Source organism: Phenylobacterium haematophilum, from assembly GCF_014196295.1.
Classification (GTDB): Bacteria; Pseudomonadota; Alphaproteobacteria; order Caulobacterales; family Caulobacteraceae; genus Phenylobacterium; species Phenylobacterium haematophilum.
This window is the reverse complement of the sequence record NZ_JACIDK010000003.1, coordinates 48,788-67,699: the sequence shown is the minus strand read 5'-3', so window position 1 is coordinate 67,699 and position 18,912 is coordinate 48,788. Positions and strand designations below refer to the sequence as shown.

16 protein-coding genes are annotated in these 18,912 nt (G+C 69.4%); 12 read left to right on the top strand and 4 right to left on the bottom strand.

Features of this window, described 5'->3' with window-relative positions:
* Positions 1 to 6: 6 nt before the first annotated feature.
* Positions 7 to 3,204 carry a glycoside hydrolase family 99-like domain-containing protein gene (locus tag GGQ61_RS11250; protein ID WP_183772633.1) on the top strand — a complete coding sequence of 1,066 codons (3,198 nt, stop codon included), beginning with the start codon at positions 7 to 9 and terminating at the stop codon, positions 3,202 to 3,204.
* A complete protein-coding gene (locus GGQ61_RS11245; protein ID WP_183772631.1) occupies positions 3,201 to 4,343 on the top strand; it encodes a glycosyltransferase family 4 protein in 1,143 nt (380 codons plus the stop codon). Before GGQ61_RS11250 ends, GGQ61_RS11245 begins: the two co-directional genes overlap by 4 nt.
* Before the next feature lie 6 nt (positions 4,344 to 4,349).
* Here the strand turns inward: GGQ61_RS11245 and GGQ61_RS11240 are convergent, their stop codons facing one another.
* Complete coding sequence (locus tag GGQ61_RS11240; protein ID WP_183772629.1) at positions 4,350 to 5,045, bottom strand: hypothetical protein; 696 nt, start codon at positions 5,043 to 5,045, stop codon at positions 4,350 to 4,352.
* Positions 5,046 to 5,253: 208 nt separating this feature from the next.
* On the opposite strand from GGQ61_RS11240, the gene GGQ61_RS11235 reads away from it, so the two are divergent.
* From GGQ61_RS11235 to GGQ61_RS11210, 6 genes are all read left to right on the top strand, one after another.
* Positions 5,254 to 6,291 (top strand): GHMP family kinase ATP-binding protein, encoded by a 1,038-nt coding sequence (locus tag GGQ61_RS11235; protein ID WP_183772628.1) that lies wholly within the window; start codon positions 5,254 to 5,256, stop codon positions 6,289 to 6,291.
* A 10-nt stretch (positions 6,292 to 6,301) separates the two neighbouring features.
* Positions 6,302 to 7,027: a class I SAM-dependent methyltransferase gene (locus GGQ61_RS11230; RefSeq protein ID WP_183772626.1), complete on the top strand. Its 726-nt coding sequence runs from the start codon at positions 6,302 to 6,304 to the stop codon at positions 7,025 to 7,027.
* 142 nt (positions 7,028 to 7,169) lie between these two features.
* Positions 7,170 to 8,003 (top strand): ABC transporter permease, encoded by an 834-nt coding sequence (locus GGQ61_RS11225; protein WP_183772624.1) that lies wholly within the window; start codon positions 7,170 to 7,172, stop codon positions 8,001 to 8,003.
* A complete protein-coding gene (locus GGQ61_RS11220; RefSeq protein ID WP_183772622.1) occupies positions 8,000 to 8,755 on the top strand; it encodes an ABC transporter ATP-binding protein in 756 nt (251 codons plus the stop codon). Before GGQ61_RS11225 ends, GGQ61_RS11220 begins: the two co-directional genes overlap by 4 nt.
* 17 nt (positions 8,756 to 8,772) lie before the next feature.
* Entirely contained in the window at positions 8,773 to 10,656 is a 1,884-nt protein-coding gene (locus tag GGQ61_RS11215) for a hypothetical protein (RefSeq protein WP_183772620.1), read from the top strand.
* Entirely contained in the window at positions 10,653 to 11,891 is a 1,239-nt protein-coding gene (locus GGQ61_RS11210; RefSeq protein ID WP_183772618.1) for a glycosyltransferase family 4 protein, read from the top strand. The genes GGQ61_RS11215 and GGQ61_RS11210 overlap by 4 nt, the downstream gene beginning before the upstream one ends.
* On the opposite strand, the gene GGQ61_RS11205 is transcribed toward GGQ61_RS11210, so the two are convergent.
* Positions 11,876 to 13,081: an MFS transporter gene (locus GGQ61_RS11205; protein WP_183772616.1), complete on the bottom strand. Its 1,206-nt coding sequence runs from the start codon at positions 13,079 to 13,081 to the stop codon at positions 11,876 to 11,878. The two genes, GGQ61_RS11210 and GGQ61_RS11205, sit on opposite strands and share 16 nt — an antisense overlap.
* A 95-nt stretch (positions 13,082 to 13,176) precedes the next feature.
* Between GGQ61_RS11205 and GGQ61_RS11200 the strand changes: the two genes are divergently transcribed.
* A complete protein-coding gene (locus tag GGQ61_RS11200) occupies positions 13,177 to 13,944 on the top strand; it encodes a sialate O-acetylesterase (protein ID WP_183772614.1) in 768 nt (255 codons plus the stop codon).
* Here the strand turns inward: GGQ61_RS11200 and GGQ61_RS11195 are convergent.
* Entirely contained in the window at positions 13,941 to 14,210 is a 270-nt protein-coding gene (locus tag GGQ61_RS11195) for a hypothetical protein (protein WP_183772612.1), read from the bottom strand. The genes GGQ61_RS11200 and GGQ61_RS11195 overlap by 4 nt on opposite strands.
* Positions 14,211 to 14,321: 111 nt before the next feature.
* Here GGQ61_RS11195 and GGQ61_RS11190 point away from each other — a divergent pair, with 111 nt between their 5' ends.
* The 3 genes from GGQ61_RS11190 to tauD are packed head-to-tail and all read left to right on the top strand — an operon-like array spanning position 14,322 to position 17,177.
* Complete coding sequence (locus tag GGQ61_RS11190) at positions 14,322 to 14,978, top strand: type II toxin-antitoxin system HicB family antitoxin (protein WP_183772610.1); 657 nt, start codon at positions 14,322 to 14,324, stop codon at positions 14,976 to 14,978.
* Between the two features lie 6 nt (positions 14,979 to 14,984).
* Positions 14,985 to 16,244 (top strand): DUF445 domain-containing protein, encoded by a 1,260-nt coding sequence (locus GGQ61_RS11185; RefSeq protein WP_183772608.1) that lies wholly within the window; start codon positions 14,985 to 14,987, stop codon positions 16,242 to 16,244.
* Positions 16,245 to 16,298: 54 nt separating this feature from the next.
* Positions 16,299 to 17,177, top strand: a complete 879-nt coding sequence (tauD, locus tag GGQ61_RS11180; RefSeq protein ID WP_183772606.1) for a taurine dioxygenase — start codon at positions 16,299 to 16,301, stop codon at positions 17,175 to 17,177.
* A 3-nt stretch (positions 17,178 to 17,180) separates the two neighbouring features.
* Here the strand turns inward: tauD and GGQ61_RS11175 are convergent, their stop codons facing one another.
* Complete coding sequence (locus tag GGQ61_RS11175) at positions 17,181 to 18,842, bottom strand: glycosyltransferase family 4 protein (protein WP_183772604.1); 1,662 nt, start codon at positions 18,840 to 18,842, stop codon at positions 17,181 to 17,183.
* Positions 18,843 to 18,912 lie beyond the last annotated feature (70 nt).

The window sequence follows — 18,912 nt, the reverse complement described above, 5'->3', positions numbered from 1 at the left end:
TCGACCGTGGCCAACGACACCCAAACACCCGTCCCCGACAACGCGGCCGAAGCCCTGCTCGCCCGCCGCCGCGACCTGCACCGCGCGCGGCGCGTGGTCGCCGAGGATCGCTGGAACCGCTTCTGCAAAGCCGCCGCCCGTCGTGTCGGCCTGGCCGACAAGGGGCCGACCGAGCAACGCATCGACCTGATGCTGGCCCGCGCCAAGTGGCCCGGCCGCGCGGCGCTGATCGCGCGCTCGGGCGTCTGGGACTTCAAGCTGAAGGGCGGCCTCGGCCGCGACGGCGGCCCGGCCCGCGGCCTGATCGGGTATGTCCGCGCCGGCCCGGACGGCGGGGCCAACCCGAAGGCCCTGTTCGACCAGGCCTGGTACCTGGAGAACAACGACGACCTGCGCGGCTCGCGTTGGGCGCCGCTGGCTCACTACCTGGTCGCCGGCGACCAGGAAGGGCGCGCGCCGCACCCGCTGTTCGACCTCAAGGACTATCGCAGCCGCCATGCGGTGAAGGTCGCCGCGACCGGCCTGACCACCCTGCAGCACTACCTGCACAAGGGGGTCACCGAGGGCTACGACCCGCACCCGCTGTTCGACGTCCGCTACTATGTCGGCCAGTCGGAGGAGGTCGCCGACAGCGGCGAGAACCCGCTGGTCCACTATCTGCGCGAGGGCTGGCGCAAGGGCTACGAGCCGCATCCGCTGTTCAGCGGCGTCTGGTACTTGGCGATGAACCCGGACGTGGCCGAGGCGGACGCCGCCCCGTTGCTGCACTACGTCACCAGCGGCGCCAGCGAGGGCCGCAGCCCGCATCCGCTGTTCGATCCGGGCTGGTACATGGACCGGTATCGCGACGCCGCGCCGATGGGCTCCAGCGCGCTGGCGCACTTCCTGGCCTACGGGTTCGAGGAGCGGCGCGACCCCAGCATCCACTTCGACACCGCCTACTATCTCGACCAGCAGGCCGACCTGCCGGCCGGCGCCCATCCGCTGGTGCACTACCTGACCGAAGGCGCGTTCGAGGGCGTTTCGCCGGCCGCCGACTTCAACGAGATCGCCTATCTGCTGGAGAATCCGCAGGCGGCCGAGCAGCCGGTCTCCTCGCTGGAGCATTGGGCGCTCAGCCGCACGCCCAAGCCCGAGCCCGGCGCCACCGTGGCGCGGCCGCAGGGCGAGGCGGGCCTGTTCGAACAGCTGCGCGCCGCGGGCCGGGCTCGCGACGCCGGCGCTTACGACAACCAGGCCTATCGCGACCTGAAGGCCGCCCGTAAACGCATCCGCGAACGGGCGATCGGCGATGTGCGCGTCAAGCCGTTCGACCTGATCAAGGTCGAGGCCCGCGACGTCGACAAGGCCGCCGCCGAGCTCGCCTTCGCAGCGCCGACGGCGCCGAAGGTCTCGATCGTCATTCCGGCCTACAACAACCTGACCTTCACCCTCGAATGCCTGGCTGCGCTGCAGGGCTGCGGCGACCTGGACGACGTCGAGGTCATCGTCATCGACGACGCCTCCAGCGACGACACCGCCAAGGTGCTGGCCAAGGTCCGGGGCTTGAAGCTGATCTCGAACCCCGAGAACCTCGGCTTCATCCGCACCTGCAACCGGGCCGCCAGCGAAGCGCGCGGCGAGTTCCTGGTGTTCCTCAACAACGATGTTCAGGTGCGGCCGGGCTGGTTGCCGGCGCTGCTGGCGCCGTTCGTCGAAGAGGCAGACGTCGGCGCGGTCGCCCCGAAGATGCTGTTCCCCGACGGCCGTCTGCAGGAGGCCGGCGCCCGGATCGGCGTCGACGGCGCGGCCGAGATGATCGGCCTGTTCGAGGACCCGGAGCTGCCGCGTTGGAACGTGCGGCGCGAGGTCGACTACGCCTCAGGCGCCTGCCTGATGGTCCGGCGCGAGGTGTTCGCCGAACTTGGCGGCTTCGACCTGACCTTCGCGCCGGCCTATTGCGAGGACGCTGACCTCTGCTTCCGGCTGCGCGAGCGGGGCCTGCGGGTGATCTACGAGCCGACCTCGGCGATCGTCCACCACCTGAGCATCACCGCCAACTCGATCGACAGCGGTTACAAGCACCGGCTGGCGACGCGCAACCAGCAGAAGTTCGTCGAGCGCTGGGGCGAGCGGCTGGAAGCCCTCAACCGCGTCCGCACGATCGCCTTCCACCTGCCGCAGTTCCACACCGTGGCCGAGAACGACCGCTGGTGGGGCCCGGGCTTCACCGAGTGGACCAATGTCAGCCGGGCGCTGCCGAACTATCGCGGCCACTACCAGCCGCATGTGCCGGCCGATCTCGGCTTCTACGACCTGTCCAACCCCGAGGCGATGCGCCGCCAGGCCGAGCTGGCCAGCCGCTACGGGATCGGCGGCTTCTGCCACTACTTCTATTGGTTCACCGGCGGGCGGCGGATCCTGGAGACGCCGCTGGAGCCGCTGCTCGACAGCAACGCCGACGACTTCCCGTTCTGCCTTTGCTGGGCCAACGAGAACTGGACCCGCACCTGGGACGGCCAGGAGCGCGACGTGCTGCTGGCTCAGACCTACGAGCCAGGCGACGCCGAGGCCTCGATCGCCGAGATGGAGCCGTTCCTGCAACGGCCGAACTACATCCGGGTGAACGGCAAGCCGCTGGTGCTGATCTATCGTCCCGGCCTGCTGCCGGACGCCAAGGCCTGGGCGGACGCCTGGCGCAACCACTGCCGCCAGGCCGGGATCGGCGAGATCTACCTGGCGTTCGTCGAGAGCTTCGAGAAGGCCGGCGGCAAGAGCGACCCGGCCGACATCGGCTTCGACGCCTCGGTGGAGTTCCCGCCGGCCGGCAACGGCGCGCTGATCCATCCGCCCGGCCCGCTCTACAACGCGCGCTTCGAGGGGCGCGTGAACGACTATCGCCAGATGGTCCGCAACTATCTCGGGACCGAGCCGCTGGGCCACAAGCGCTTCCGCGGGGTGATGCCGTCCTGGGACAACACGCCCCGCCGGCAGGACGGCGGCTGGAACTATCAGCACGCAACGCCGGGCGCTTTTCAGGCCTGGACCGAAGCGATGTTCGAAGAGACCCGTCGCCAGAATTTCGGCGAAGAGCGGATCGTCTTCATCAACGCCTGGAACGAATGGGGCGAAGGCGCGCACCTGGAGCCCGACCAGCGCTTCGGCCACGCCTGGCTGGAAGCGGTCAAGAACGCCGCCGACGCCGATCTGCTGGACAAGTCATGACGCCTGAAGACCTCGTCCTCGTCGGCCATCCGTTCTCGGCCATCGGCATGGCCGAGCACGTGCGTTCGGCCTTCCGCGCCTTCCGCGCCGCCGGCGCCACGCCCGGCGTCATCGACATCTACGGCATGGACCGGGGCAAGGACCCCGACTTCGAGCGGGAGTTCGCCGGCCATATCGTTCCGAAGCTGAGCCCCAAGGCCAACCTCTTCTGCATCAACGCCGACGAGGTCGATCAGGCGATGGGGGTGCTCGAACATCTGGGCTCAGGTCCCGCCTTCCAGAGCGCCTACAACATCATCTATCCCGCCTGGGAGTTGGCGAAGTATCCCGATCCCTGGGCGAAGATCCTCGACCGGTTCGACGAAGTCTGGGCGCCGTCGCGGTTCATCCAGGAGGCGGTCGCCGCGGCGACCACCCGGCCGATCACGCACATGCCGCTATCGGTCGAGCTGACGATGTCGTCCTTCCTCGGCCGTCGGCACTTCGGCATTCCCGAGAACGCCTTCGTCTGCCTGTTCTTCTTCGACTTCTCGTCCTACGCCGAGCGCAAGAATCCGTTCGCGATGCTGGAAGCGTTCGAGAAGCTGGTCGCCCAGCGGCCGCACGCGCCGCTGCACGCAGTAGTGAAGTACAAGGGCGGCGACGACGGCGCCCCGGCCCGCAAGGAACTGGAGCGGCGGATCAAGGCCATGGGCGGCCAGATCCAGGCGATCACCCGCCAACTCAGCGACAACGAGATCAAGAACCTCGTCCGCTGCTGCGACGCCTTCGTCTCGCTGCACCGCTCGGAAGGCTTCGGCCGCGGGCCGGCCGAGGCGATGGTCATGGGCCGCGCGGCCGTGGCCACCAACTACTCGGGCAATCTCGACTTCATGACCCCGGAGACGAGCCTACTGGTCGATTGCGACCTGATCCCCGTCGCCGAGGGCGCGTACCTGTTCGGCGAAGGCCAGGTCTGGGCCGATCCGTCGGTGGATCACGCGGTCGAGCTGATCGGCGGCCTGCTTGACGATCCGGCCTGGGCACGGGCGCTGGGCGAGCGCGCGCGCCGCCACATCCGCACGAACTTCAGCGCCCGGGCGATCGGCCTGCGCTACGTGGCGCGGATGGAGGAACTGGCCGCCGCACAGGCGGCCTGAGACGCCTTAGCGCTGGGCGATGGCGGTCGGCCCGATTGGGGCCTGGGCGAGCGCGGTGACGCCGGGGTTCTCGGTGACCGCGATCTGGTGCACCACGAAGCCGCCGCCGGCCTGGTCGTCGGTGTCGACGCGAATCTGGTCGATCAGCGAATTGGTCCAGTCGTCGCCGCCCTTCTTCAGGTTGGCCATGTCGTAGACCAGCACCACGGTCTCGTTGACCGCCGGGTCGGCGCCGTCGCGCGGCTTGGCGTGATACTCGCCCGCCTCTCCATGTGCGGCGGTCGAATAGAAGATCGAGCCGTCCCAATCGGCTCCGGCCCGCGTGCGCGTCAGGCGCACGAGCACCAGGGAATAGCGGCTGCCGTCCAGGCCCAGCCCCTTGGGCGAGCGCAGCATCGAGTCGGTTCCGCCGTTGCGCAGGTCCATGCCGGTTGGGCTGGCGGGCAGCACTTCGCCGCCGCCGGCCACGAAGCCTTCGGTCGACCCGTCGAAGGTCCAGAGGCGGCCGGCTTTCAGCGGCGCGCCGTTGATCTCGAATCGTTGAGCGTCGTCGTTCCAGGCCACGACCTGCGAACGCTGGTTCAGCGCGATCTTCGCCGGTTCGGGGGCCGTGGCGGCGCGCGCCCACGGCGCGGGCTGGTCACAGGCCGAAAGGGTGAGAGCGATGGCCGCCGCACTCGCAATGTTGAGGATGGATTTCATACGAAACTTCCGAGCGCCCCCGAGGGGGAGGATTGGGCGGCCCACAGCCCAGATAGATAGCCGTCTGGGCTCTCGCCAGAGTCGCAAGGAAGATATTGCCGCGAGTCGCCCGGCGGATCTGTGGCGCCGATGATGGTTGCCAAGCTGGCCTGTGGCGACTACCCCGCCACTCATCGCAGTCAGTCAGGTCGGGATCAGATCGCCCCCCATGCGTCATGAACTGGTGCGCGCCCGCGCCCCCCTTCGTCTCGGCTTCGGCGGCGGCAGCACGGACGTCTCGCCCTATTGCGACGAACACGGCGGGGTGGTGCTCAACGCGGCCATTGACCTGTTCGCCCATGTCACCGTCCAGGCCCGCGACGACGATCAGGTCCGGCTGGTCGCCGCCGACCGTGACCAGACCTGGCAGGCAAGCGCGATCGCGCCGCTGCCGACCGACGAGCCGCTGAGGCTGCTGAAGGGCGTCTACAACCGGTTTATGGCCGATCATGCCGGCGGCCGCGCCCTGCCGCTCACCCTGGTCTCCTACGCCGACTGCCCGCCCGGCTCGGGCCTGGGCTCGTCGTCCGCACTCGTGGTGGCGATGGTGGAGGCTATGCGCAGGTTCATGGGCCTGTCGATGGACGCCCATGCGGTCGCGACGCTGGCGTTCGACATTGAGCGGCGCGAACTGGGTCTCGCCGGCGGGGCCCAGGACCAGTACGCGGCGGCCTATGGCGGCCTGAACCTCATGCGCTTCTTCGACGCCGCCCGCGTCGAGGTCGAGAGCGTTGCGGTGCCGGACAAGGTGATGAAGGAGCTGGAGGCCAGCCTGGTCCTCTACTTCACCGGGGTCAGCCGTGAATCCGCCGCGATCATCGAGGAGCAGACCGCCAACATGCGCAGTCACGCCCCCAAGTCGATCGAGAGCCTGCACGCCATCAAGGCCAGCGCCTTCGAGATGCGCGACGCGCTGGTGGCCGGCGACCTGCCGCGGTTCGGCGCGCTGCTCGATTCCGGCTGGAGCCTGAAGAAGCAGACCGCCCACAACATGTCCTCGCCGATGATCGATTCCGTCTACGAAGCGGCCAAGAGCTTCGGCGTGTTCGGCGGCAAGGTGTCGGGCGCCGGCGGCGGCGGGTTCATGATGTTCCTCGTCGACCCGACCCGTCGCGAGGGGCTCAAGCGCCTGCTCGGCGGCTTCGGCGGCGTGGCCCAGGCCGCCCGCTTCACCGCCACCGGTGCGGAATCCTGGGACGTACGATAGGATCAAGACCTTGAAAGAACTTTCGAAATCCATCGTCCGGCGGATGGCCGACCCGAACTTCACCCGTCGCTGGTTCGTCGGCGAGGGGCTGGACATCGGCGGCAAGCCCGACCCGCTGTCGCTCTACGTTCCGTTCTTCCCGGGCCTGAAGTCCGTGCGGGTCTGGGACTGGGAGGACGGCGACGCCCAGTTCCTCGAAGGCCTGGCGCCCGAGAGCCTCGACTTCGTCCATTCCAGCCACTGCCTGGAGCACCTGGTCGATCCGCGCCAGGGCCTGAAGGCCTGGTTCGGCGCCATCAAGCCCGGCGGCTTCCTGGTCGTCACCGTGCCGGACGAGGACCTCTACGAGCAGGGCCTTTTCCCCTCGACTCATAACCGCGACCACAAATGGACCTTCACGATGCTGAAGGCCAAGTCCTGGTCGGACCGTTCGATCAACGTGCTGGAGATCCTCTCCGACCTAGGCCCGGCCGCCGACGTCGAGAAGGTGGCGCTGCTGAACTCGACCTTCCGCTACGACCTGCCGCGCTACGACCAGACCCTGACGCCGATCGGCGAATGCGGGATCGAGTTCGTAGTCCGCAAGCGTTCGGCCGCCGAACTGGAGGCTGGCGGCCTGGTGCGCCAGACCGCCCAGCCCTCGCCGGCCGATCGCCGCCACTTCAACCAGTACCGGGCCGATCACGCCCACATGAAGACCAGCGCTCCGCCGTTCGAGGACGAAAGCGAGCTGTAACCGCTCGCAACCTGCGCCGGAGCGGATTTTCCTTTGGATTCCGCGTCCGGCGCCATGCTTGCGCCGCAAAATGCGACCTGTTACCCACCGGCGAGCGCCACAGACGGCGGGTGCGTCGGCGCGCCCTTGGTCGGGAGACTGAATGCAATCCGCACAACACATGGTTCGCACCGGACGGCGCGGGGCCATGCACGAGTTCAGCATGGCGTTCGCCGACCTGCGCGCCTCGCTCGACCGCATCGGCCTGGCCTGGTCGCTGGCCAAGCACGACGTCGTCTCACGCTACCGCGGATCGATCCTCGGCCCGTTCTGGATCACACTGTCCATGGGCCTGATGGTGGCCGGGATCGGGTTCCTCTACGCGAACCTGTTCAAGGTCCCCGTCAACGAGTTCATCCCCTATGTCGCACTTGGCATCGTCGTCTGGGGCCTGATCGCCAACGTCATTCTCGAGGGCTGCCAGACCTTCGTGCAGGCTGCCGGCATCCTCAGCCAGAGCTCGCTTCCAATGTTCACCTTCGTGTGGCGGACGGTCATGCGCAACGTGATCAACCTGGCGCACCACCTGATCATCATCGTCGGCGTGCTCGTCTACTACGATCACTGGCGCCAGACGGACGTGCTGATGGGCGCGCTCGGCGTGCTGCTGCTGCTGGTCAACATTTCCTGGATCAGCCTGGCGGCCGGCATCGCCTCTGCCCGCTTCCGCGACATCCCGCAGATCGTCGGCTCGGTCGTGCAGTTCGCGATGTTCATGACCCCGGTGTTCTGGCTCCCCGGCGGGCGCCTGCTCGACCACGCCGTGCTGGTGCTCAACCCGTTCTATCACCTGCTCGAGGTGGTCCGCGCGCCGCTGCTCGGCAACGTCGTGGATCCGCGCACCTACATCTTCATGGTGGTTCTGGCGGTGGCCGGCTGGACCGGCGCCTTCGCCACCTTCGCCCTCACCCGTCGACGGATCGTGCACTACCTATGAAGGGCCCCGAGGTCTCCATCCGGGTCACCGACCTGACCCTGCGCTTCCCCGTCTACGGGGTCGACGCCAAGTCGCTGAAAAAGCATCTGGCGCGCATCACCGTGGGCGGCAAGCTCGGCCGCACCGGCATGGGCGCGACCGAGGTCACCGCGCTGTCGAACATCAATCTCGAGCTGCGCTCCGGCGACCGGCTGGGGCTGATCGGCCACAACGGCTCGGGCAAGACCACCCTGCTCCGCGCGCTGGCGGGGGCCTACGAGCCTGACGAGGGCACCATCGACGTGCACGGCCAGATCGCCGCCATGCTCGACCTGAACCTCGGCATCGACCCGTCGGCGACGGGCCTCGACAACATCCGCCTGCGCGGCCGCATCGCCGGCCTCTCCGCCAAGGAGATCGAAGACCGGATGCAGGAGATCGGCGAGTTCACCGGCCTCGGCCCGTTCCTGGCGATGCCGCTGAAGACCTATTCGGCCGGCATGCAGGCGCGGCTGGCCTTCGCGGTCGCCACCGCCGTCCACGCCGACGTCATCCTGATGGATGAGTGGATCGCCGTCGGCGACGCCGACTTCCAGAAGATCGCCCACAAGCGGATCCTGGAACTGATGGAGCGCGCCGGCATCCTGGTGCTGGCCTCTCACGACCTCGAACTGATCCGCCTCTACTGCAACAAGGTCATGCGCATCGAAAGCGGGGTCGCCTCGCCGATCATGGACGTCAAGAAGCTGGACGAACTGCTGGCCGCCGCCTGACGCCCCGGGGAGCGACCTTGGACTTCATCTTCACCATCGTCTCGCGGAACTACGCCGCCCAGGCCGCCAGCCTGATGGAGAGCCTGGCGCGCGCCGAACCGGGCATCCGCCGCGTCGTCGTCACCACCGACGGCCCGATCGCCTTCAAGGACCCGGGCATCCGCACCCTCGACGCCGCGACCGTCGTGCCCGACTTCGCGGCCATGTGCGCCTATTACGACGCGCTGGAGCTGAACACCGCGGTCAAGCCGCTGTGTTTCAAGGCCCTGCTGGCGGAAGAGGGCGTGACCTCCGGCGCCTATTTCGACCCCGACATCTGGGTCTACCGGCCGCTCGACGCTGTGCGCGAGGGCCTGGCCAAGGCCCCGCTGGCGCTGACCCCTCACACCACCCGTCCGTTGCGCGGCGAAGCCAGCCCCAACGACCATGTCATCCTTCAGTCGGGGTCCTTCAACCTCGGCTTTGCGGCGATGCGGGCCGAGCCCGAGATCTTCGACCTGCTCGATTGGTGGGCCGAGAAGCTGCGCTTCGACTGCCGCGTCGACTTCGCCGCCGGCCTGTTCACCGACCAGAAGTGGATGGACCTGGCGCCGGGCCTGGTCAGCGATCTCGCCATCCTGCGCACTCCGACCCTGAACCTGGCCTATTGGAACCTGGAAGGCCGTCAGGTCGCCCGCACGTCGGACGGCTGGAGCGTCGATGGCCTGCCGCTGACCTTCTTCCACTTCTCCGGCTTCGACCCGACCCGGCCGGATCTGCTCTCCAAGCACCAGGACCGCATCAAAGTCACGCCGCGCTCGGATCTCGCCGCCCTGCTCGCCGACTACGCCCAGGCGCTGCTGCGCAACGGCCATGTCGAGGCTTCGGCCATTCCCTACGCCCATCGGGCTTTCCCTTCAGGCGAGCTCGTCACACGCGAGACCCGTCGCCGGATGCTGGCCGCGGCCCGCGCCGGCGAGGACTTCGGCGGCGGCCTGACATCGGCGGCCGAGGCCTGGGCCGCCGTGCGCCCCGGCGAGGTGATCCGCGAGCCGCGCGGCGGTCTCCTCGACGGCCCCTGGCTAAGCGGCTCGGCCGAGTTGACCAGCTGGCTGACCAGCGCGGCCGAGGCGCCCGCCATCAGCGCCCTGACTCATGCGCGCCGCGACCTGCGCGACCGCTTCGCGGCCGACGAGGCCGGGCTGAAGGCCTGGCTGCTGGGCCCGGAATCGATTGACGGCCGCTTTTCCGCGCGGCTGGCCCCGCCGGAGGCTTTCGCCGAGCCGGAGCTGGCGCTTCGCGCCGCCCGCCAGGTGGCCGGCGACCTCTCCGAGGCCAAGCTCCGCTTCGCCGCCTACGGCCTGGCCCACCGCGCGGCCTGGCCGCAGTGGGTCGGCACGGCGCTGCGCTCGGGGTTCAACGCCCCGGTGCGCGAGCTGGCCCGCGGCATGCCGTTCCCGCGCCTGTTCCTGTCGATCTGGGAAAGCCGGGGCGACCTGCAGCGGCTGTTCCCGCTGACCAGTTTCAAGGGCCGCTTCGGCTTCCTGCGCTGGCTGATCGGCGGCGGCCTGGCCGAATACGGCGTCGATGTCGCGGCCCTGCCGCTCACCGTCGACAGCCATCCGGTGTTCGAGCTTGCCCGCTTGTCGGTGCGCCGCGAGCCGGCCGAGGCCGGCCGCGCGCCGGCCGCCGGCGCCATCAACACCCTGCTGGCGGTCGAGCGCTGGACGCCCGACGCCGCCGGCGGCGAGGCGCTGGTGTTCGACGCTGGCGCCGGCCGCTTCCGCACGCCCCAGGGCGCGCCCGCCGATCCGCCGGCCCGCGTCGGCAAGCTCGTGTTCCGCACCGCGCCGGGGCTGATCGCCGCCGACGCCGTGGCCCTGCTGGCGCAGGGCGTCGCCTGGGAGTCCGCCAGCGCATGAGTCTGCTGTCCACGGCCCGCGGCGCCTGGCGCGCGCTGACGCCAGAACCTGTCCGCCGCCTGGCCCAGCCGATCCTGGGCCCCGCGCTGGAGGCCTATGTCCGCCATCAGGCCCGCGCCCCGCACGACGCAGAAACGAGCGCCGGCCCGATCCGCGTGGTCGGCGACTTCGGCGGCTCCTACGGCATCGCCGCCTCCGCCAAGCTGGCGGTCCGCGCCTTCGAGGCGTTGGGCGCCCCGGTCGAGCAGGTGGACATCGCCGGCGCCAAGCTCGACTGGATCGGCGGATCGGAGGCGGCCCGCACGCCCGGCCCCTGGATCTTTCACGTCAACGCCCCCGAGCTGCTGGCGGCGCTCGCCTTCCTCGGTCCCAAGAACGTCCGCGGGCCCCGCTATGGGTACTGGGCCTGGGAGCTGCCGCGCGCCCCGAAGTCCTGGCTGAAGGACGCCGCCTTCCTGGAGGAGGTCTGGGTTCCCAGCGCCTTCACCGGCGCGGCCCTGACCGGCGCCAAGGCCCCGGTGCGCGTGGTGCCGCATCCGCTGTTCATCGAAGACTATCGCGACGTCGTCCCGGCGCGGCGCGACGAGCGGTTCACCGCAGTCACCCTGTTCGACTTCAAGTCCTCGGCGGCGCGCAAGAACCCCGAGGCGATGATCGCCGCCTTCGCGCAGGCCTTCCCCGACGACCCGACCGCCCGGCTGGTGATCAAGACGCAGAACGGCGCGGCCTTCCCCGACTTCCTCGCCCGCCTGCGCGCCCAGGCGCCGGCCAATGTCGAGGTCCTGGACGTCGTCTGGCCCTACGCCCAGGTGAAGAGCCTGATCGCCTCGGCCGACGTGCTCATCTCGCTGCACCGGGCCGAGGGCTTCGGGCTGACCATGGCCGAGGCCATGGCGCTCGGCACGCCGGTGATCGGCACCGGCTGGTCGGGCAATGTCGACTTCATGGACGAGACCTGCTCCCTGGTGATCCCGTCGCAGCCGATCGCCGTCGACGACCCGCAGGGCATCTATCGCGGCCAGACCTGGGCCGATCCGGACGTCGAGGCGGCCGCCCAGGCGTTGCGCCGCCTGCGCGCCGACCGTGAGCTGGCCGCGCGCCTGTCGGAAGCCGGAAAGCGCCGGGTGGCCGAGCAGCTCTCGCCCCAGGCCTGGTTCGCCACCCTGCCTGACGGCGTACAGCGTGCCGCCCTCGCCGCCGCGGGCGCCGCGCGCCGGGCTCAGTCGTCGCGGTAGGGCTTGGCGTAGGTGGTCAGCACGAACACCGCCGCCATCGTCACCGCCGCGGCCGGCGCGAGCGCGCTGAGCACCTCTCCGGGACCGTAGCCGACCGCCCGCAGATGGCCGGCGATCAGCGGCCCGACGATCGAACCCAGCCGCCCGGCGGCCACCGAGGCGCCTGCGCCGGCGGCGCGGAACTGCGGCGGATAGTAGTTCGGCGCCAGGGCGTAGAGCACGTAGAGCCCGCCGATCACCGTGAAGCCGGCCGCCGCTGACGCCGCCAGGATCATTGGCAGGCCGGTCGCCTCCGCCAGGGCGTAGAGCGCGGCCGCCAGACCCGCGAACACCGCGATCAACAGCCAGCGATAGCCGACCTTGTCGGCCGCCCAGCCCAGCACCAGCGAGCCGACAACCGCAGCCAGGTTCAATGCAAAAGCCGCGGCCGCGCCCTCGGCCGGCGAGAAGCCCTTGGCCACGACCAGCAGCGGCAACCAGTTCAGCAGCAGGTAAGTGACCAGCAGATCGAGCGCGAACACCGTCCAGATCAGGATCGTGGCCAATCCCCTCCCCCCGCCGAACAGGCCGGTCAGCATCTCCGGCGGCGCGCCGTCGCCCTCGCGCGCCGGACGAGTCTCGGGCAGAAGGAAGTAGACCACCGGCACCAGCATCAGCGGCAGGGCGCCGCCGATCATAAACAGCATTCGCCAGTCCACGCCGCCCGCCTCGCCGACCTGGGCGGCCAGGGCTACCAGCGCCCCGCCGACGGGCAGGCCGCAGAACATGCTGGTGGTCGTCAGGGCGCGTCGATTTGGCGGGCTGATCTCGGTGGCGATGGCGATCAGGTTGGGCATCGCCCCGCCGAACCCGAGGCCGGTGGCCAGCCGTGCGAGGGTCAGGGTCTCGAAATTCGTCGCCATAGCTGTGGCCAGCGAGAACAGCCCAAACAACGCCACCGAGCCCAGCAGCACCGGTCGGCGGCCGTAGCGGTCAGCAGCCCAGCCGCCGAACAGCGCCCCGATCACAAGGCCGATCATCGCCGCGCTGCCCGCCCAGCCGAGCTGAGAAGGCCCAAGACCGAGGTCAGGCGCCATATGCGGCGCAGCCACCCCGAAGGCCTGGATGTCGTAGCCCTCCAGGGCGGCGATGCCGAAACAGATGGCGACGATCAGGCCCGGACTCACCGTGCGCGTACTCGAACCTGTCATGCCATATCCTCCCCGGCGCACTGGATCTGGTCGAACAGGTCGCTCGCCTTCACTATACAATTCGTATTCGCACGCGTTCAGTAAACAGGAAGCGCTTGGATATCCCCTTCAACGCCCCGGATTGCCTGCCGGCCATGATTATCGTCGCCGGCCAATCGAACGCGCTTGGCTACACCTTGGGCGCCGCCGACTTGCCATCCCACCTCATCGCGCCCGGCTCCGCCCAGATCTGGAGCCCGCAGGCCCGCGCCTTCGTCCCGCTGCAACCGGCCGCCAACACCGGCGCTCCGAACAATCCGCAGACCTGGGGACCTGAGTCGCAGTTCGCCTACCGCTGGCGCCAGGACCACGCCTGCGCGCCGCTTTACGTGGTCAAGTACGCCCGCGGGGAGACGGGGCTGGCGCCGGACCCGGCCGCCCGCGATTGGTCGCCGTCCTCGCACGGCGACCTCTGGGACGCCGCCACCGCCGAGATAGATGCGGCCAAGGCCGCCCTAGCCGCCCAGGGCCTGGCCCCGCGCGTGCGGGCGGTGCTGTGGATGCAGGGCGAGACCGACGCGCAGAGCCCGGCCAAGTCCCGCGCCTACGCCGCCAATCTCGCCGCCTTCGTGGCTCAGGTGCGGGCCCGCTGGGGCGACGCCGACACCATCGTGCAGATCGGGCAGATCGACCGTCCCGGACCGGCCGGCTGGGAAACGGTGCGGCAAGCCCAGGCGCGGGTCGCCGGCCGCGACGCCAAAACCACGCTCACCGACACCGATCCCTTTGAGCGCCAGCCGGCGGACGGCGTGCACCTGACGGCTTCCGGCCAGGTCCGCCTGGGCGATGAGTTCTACGAACGGTTGGCCGCGGTTCGGCCCTAGCCGTCGAGGCGATCCGGCGTGAAGCTGATCACGCCCTGACGCTCCAGCTCGGTCAGGATCTGGTCAATCTGGCTGCGCAGCTCCAGCATGCAGTTCGGGGTCAGGATCAGGTAGCCGGACTTGACCTTGTGTTCCTCGCCCGCTTCGTCCGCGACGTTGGCGGCGAAGGCTAGGCGCGCGACCCCGGATTGGAAGCCGAGTCCGGCCATGGCGTCGCCGAAGATCATCGGCAGGTCGAAATCGGGCAATCCGGGCGGGCTGGGCATGCCGCCTGATCGCATGATTCCGGGGGCTGCGGCCAAGTCGCACACGCCGGCTTGAATTTGCGCAAAACTACACAACGTCTATTCTTCGTTTATTCGCGGAGGATCCTCCCCATGACTACCCTCGTTTTCGTCGCCCTGGCCCGCAGCGCTCCGGCCGGCGGCTACAGCGCCAGCTTCCCCGACCTGACCGGGCTCACCGTCGAGGGCGCCGACATCGCCGCCCTGGTCGTCGCCGCCCGCGAAACGGTGCTGAAGGAATTGCAGCGCCTGGCCGACGACGGCCACGACTGGCCCAAGCCGACCGCGCTCGAAGCCGTCACGGTCGAGGCCGGGGTCGTCCCGTTCCTGGTCGACGTGTCGGTCGAGGACACCCCGGTGCGCGTCAACATTTCGATCGGCGAGCGGCTGCTCAAGCGTATCGACCAGGCCGCCGAAACCCGCGGCATGAGCCGCTCGGGCTTCATCGCCGCCGCCGCGCGGACCGCGCTGGGCGAGAAGATCGGGGCCGGCGCGGGCGCCGACTTCGACGCCATCGCCCGCAAGCTGCAGGACGAGTGGTCGGTGCTCGGCCGCAAGATCACCGACAGCCTCGGCCCGGACTCGGCCTTCAACCGCAGCGTCAACGAGTTCGACGCCAAACTGACCGAGACCATCCGCAAGACCGCGGACAACATCTCGGCCGCCATGGCTCGGCGAAAGGAGACCGAAGCCCGCAAGGACGAGGCCGCCAAGGACGAGAAGAGCCACCCCGCCGACGCTGCGATCTAGTCCGGCATGGCTGCGGGCACGATCGCGACCGCCGCGTCGCGGGACGAACTGAAGCTGCGTGAGCTGAAGCGCATGCAGGCCATCGCCACCGGGCTGCTGGTGGCGATGGCGATCGTCTTCGTGGCCGCCAGCCGCGCCGACGACCATTGGCCATGGCTGGCCTATGTCCGCGCCTTTGCGGAGGCCGCGATGGTCGGGGCCTGCGCCGATTGGTTCGCCGTGACGGCGATCTTCCGCCGACCGCTCGGCCTGCCGATCCCGCACACCGGCATCATCCCGCGCAACAAGGACCGGATCGGAGAGGCGCTCGGCGGCTTCATCGCGGACAACTTCCTGACCGTCGACGTGCTGGACAGCCGCTTGAAGCAGATCGAGGTCGCCCGCTGGGGCGGCGAGTGGCTGCGCCAGCCGCGCCACGCGCGGCGCCTGGCCCGGCGTCTCTCGGCCCTCGTCCCGACCATCCTCAAAGTGCTGCCGCGCGACATGCTTCGCGAGACCGCCGGCTCGGCCGCGGTCGCCGCCATCCGCGCCGTGCCGGCCGCCCCCACCGCCTCGAAGTTGCTGGCCGCCTTCTGGAACGAGGGTCGTTCCCAGGCCGCCTTCGACTGGGGCCTCGACAAGCTCGCGGCCTATCTCGAGGCGAACGAGGCGACCATCCAGCAGAAGGTCGAGGCCAAGTCCTGGAAGTGGATGCCGAAGTTCATCGACAAGATGATCGCCCAGAAGGTCACCACCGGGCTTGGCGAACTGCTCGTCGAGATGCGCGAACCCGACCACCCCTGGCGCCAGGAGCTGAAGGCCTGGATCGAGACCTTCATCGACCGTCTGGCCCATGACCCCGAGCTGATCGCCAAAGGCGAGAACCTGAAGGCCAAGCTGCTGGCCGACCCGGCCCTACGCGAACAGGCCGCCGGCGTCTGGCGCGAGATCGAACAGCGCCTGGCCGACGGCGACGGCGCAGGCCTGACCGAGCGGCTGGAGCAGATGCTGACCGCGCTCGGCGAATGGCTGCACACCGAAGAGACCGCACAGGCCCGCCTGAACGAGTGGGCCCGGATACTGGCCCGCCAGGTCATCGCACCGCGCCGTCACGAAATCGGCGGCTTCGTCGCCCAGGTGGTGGCCAGCTGGGACACCAAGGGCGTGGTCGACAAGCTCGAACTGCAGGTTGGCAAGGACCTGCAGTACATCCGCGTCAACGGCACGCTTGTAGGCGGACTGGTAGGGCTGGCGATCTTTTCTGCGAGCCGCGCCTTCGGACTCTAGTAGCGCCGTTCTCTGCCCCGCGCTTAGATGCGGCGAGCAGGCGGAGAACGCGACATGGCCCAGTTCAAGGTGACCCCTCTGACCCCGACCATCGGGGCGCTGATCGAAGGCGTGGACCTCGCCCAGCCAGTCAGCGACGACCTGCTGCACGCAATCCGCCAGGCGTTCCTTAAACACCAGGTGGTGTTCTTCGAGGACCAGCACATCACCCCGGTCCAGCATCGCGACTTCGCCGCGCGGTTCGGCGCGCTGCACACCCATCCGCTTTATCCGGGGGTGCCCGAGGCGCCGGAGCTGTTCATCCTCGACAACCACAAGGACAACCCGACCGACAACGACAGCTGGCACACCGACGTAACCTTCATCGAGACGCCGCCGATGGCCTCGATCCTCTACGCCAAGCTGCTGCCGCCCTCGGGCGGCGACACCATCTGGTCGAACTCCAAGGCGGCGTATGAGGCGCTTTCACCGGCCTTCCGCGAATTCCTGTCGGGGCTGGATGCGGTGCACGACTTTGCGCGCGGCTTTCCCACCCGCGGGATCGTCGCCAAGGGCGCCGGCGAGGACAAGCACGCCAAGGCGGTGGCCGAGCACCCGCCGGTGCTGCACCCGGTGATCCGCACCCACCCGGAAACCGGCGAGGACGGGCTGTTCGTCAATTTCGGCTTCACCGACCGGATCAAGGGCCTGCGCCGCAAGGAGAGCGACGCGATCCTGAACATGCTGTTCGAGCACATCCAGAAGCCGGAATTCCTGGTCCGCTGGCGCTGGAGCCCGAACGCCATCGCCTTCTGGGACAACCGCGTGACCCAGCACTATGCGGTCAACGACTACCTGCCCCATCGCCGGATCATGAACCGCGCCACGGTGCTGGGCGACCGCCCCTATCACCGCTCGCGGGCGCCGGCCGGGCTCAAGGCCGCGGCCGAATAGGGCCTATCGCCAGTCCAGCAGGCCGAGCTTGCACATCCAGACGATGGACATGCCCAGCAGCTGCTGACGCCCGTTCGGGAACGGCGCGACCAGGTCGCGCACGCTCAGCTCGCCCTCGGCGATCAGCCGGCCCAGCATGACGGCGCTGTCCTGCGGCGAGGCGCGCCAGTTGGCGGCGAAGTGATCGAGCCGGATGTTCTGCGTCCGCTCCAGATCGGCGAGGGTCACGCCGGGCCGCGCCGACACGCGAGTGCCGGGCGCCAGCACCTGGGTCGCAAACCGCGCGAAGGCGCCGAACGGTTCGGTCTTGGTCGGATTGCGCTTATATTTGAGCTCCTCCGGCTGAGCGGCCAGACGGATCGCCTCGAGCTCAGCGAGAAGTTCCTGCAAGCCGGCGACGACAACCTTCCAATCGAAGGTCTCGCGGATGCGCTTGCGGCCGGCTTCGCGCATCTTGGCGCGCAGCTCCGGAGAGGCGATCAGTTCGCCGATGCGGGCCGCCGCGTCGCCGACATTAATCGCCGTGTGTTGGGCCACCGAGCCGACATAGGACTGGTACGTCATCCCCATGTGCAGGTGGCGGTTGACCATCCCCTGCCCGGCCCCCACCGGCCCGCCCAGCGAGCGCACCAGGAAGCCGTCGATCCCGTCGCGCACCGTGAAGCGGTAGCCGTCCCAGTCGCTGGCCACCACCGGCATGCCGGCCGCCATCGCCTCCAGCGGCGTGATCCCGAAGGTCTCCTGGATGTTGTCGACCAGCGATAGGAATATGTCCCCGGCCGCCCACATGGCCCCGACCACGGCCGCGTCGTTGCCGTTCAGGTAGTGCACGGCGACCGAGGGGGCGTAGGCCGCCGCCGCCTCCTCGTACATCGATCGATGATCTTCCGGGTTCGGGAACCAGCCGACCAGGGCGAAGTGCACCTTGCCCCCCGTCGCCTTGGCCGCCTCCTCGGCGGCGCGGAACATCGGCTGGGGGAACGCCTTCTCGAAGAAAGACAGCCGCCCGACCCACATGATCACGACGTCGTCGGGTCTAACGCCCATCTGCTCGCGGGTAGCGGCGCGCACGTCCGGTCGGTCGGCCAGGGCGGCGAAGGCCGAGCCCTCCACCCCCAACGGCAGCAGTGGCAAGTGCGGGCGGATCTGCTTGGTTCCGCCGTAGCGGTCGGCCAGATAGCCGGTCCACTCGTCGAACATCTCCACCAGCGATGCCTGCACCACCGGCGAGGTGCAGATCAGCGCGTCCCACGGCTGCATCGGAGCGACGGCGGACTTGGCGATCATCTCGCGCATCGCCAGCGGCGCCAGGGTGTGGACCATGCCGACCAGGCTGTAGGTGTTCTCCAACCCCACCTGCCGGCGCAGCCAGGCCATGTCGGTCAGCTCGGGCACCCCGCGCACGAGCGCTCCGGCGGCGGTTGGCGGCCCCTGGTCGAGGAGGTGGGTCGTGGCGACCTGGGCGCGCACTGCTTCACCGGGAACCAGTCCCGCCACGAGGTCGGCGGCCGCCACCTGGGCGCCGGTCAGGAAGTCCACCCGATCGACGTCGCCATAGCGCAGCACCGCCCTGAACAGCTCGACGTTGGCGACGTCCTTGCCGAACGGATTGTGCTTCGGCCGCACGCCGGCGGACGGATGATAGAGCGCGATGCTGCGTGCCAAGGCGGCCTTCCCCAGTTCGAAGTCGCCGTGCGCTGCGGCCCCTGGCTGTGCTCTCGCACAGCCGCCGCGC

Bases quoted from the DNA above. Each gene is read 5' to 3' on its own strand.
- GGQ61_RS11205 (WP_183772616.1), bottom strand. From the start codon at position 13,081: ATGACAGGTTCGAGTACGCGCACGGTGAGTCCGGGCCTGATCGTCGCC.
- GGQ61_RS11220 (WP_183772622.1), top strand. From the start codon at position 8,000: ATGAAGGGCCCCGAGGTCTCCATCCGGGTCACCGACCTGACCCTGCGC.
- GGQ61_RS11190 (WP_183772610.1), top strand. From the start codon at position 14,322: ATGACTACCCTCGTTTTCGTCGCCCTGGCCCGCAGCGCTCCGGCCGGC.
- GGQ61_RS11240 (WP_183772629.1), bottom strand. From the start codon at position 5,045: ATGAAATCCATCCTCAACATTGCGAGTGCGGCGGCCATCGCTCTCACC.
- GGQ61_RS11245 (WP_183772631.1), top strand. From the start codon at position 3,201: ATGACGCCTGAAGACCTCGTCCTCGTCGGCCATCCGTTCTCGGCCATC.
- GGQ61_RS11195 (WP_183772612.1), bottom strand. From the start codon at position 14,210: ATGCCCAGCCCGCCCGGATTGCCCGATTTCGACCTGCCGATGATCTTC.
- tauD (WP_183772606.1), top strand. From the start codon at position 16,299: ATGGCCCAGTTCAAGGTGACCCCTCTGACCCCGACCATCGGGGCGCTG.
- GGQ61_RS11235 (WP_183772628.1), top strand. From the start codon at position 5,254: ATGCGTCATGAACTGGTGCGCGCCCGCGCCCCCCTTCGTCTCGGCTTC.
- GGQ61_RS11210 (WP_183772618.1), top strand. From the start codon at position 10,653: ATGAGTCTGCTGTCCACGGCCCGCGGCGCCTGGCGCGCGCTGACGCCA.
- GGQ61_RS11225 (WP_183772624.1), top strand. From the start codon at position 7,170: ATGCAATCCGCACAACACATGGTTCGCACCGGACGGCGCGGGGCCATG.
- GGQ61_RS11185 (WP_183772608.1), top strand. From the start codon at position 14,985: ATGGCTGCGGGCACGATCGCGACCGCCGCGTCGCGGGACGAACTGAAG.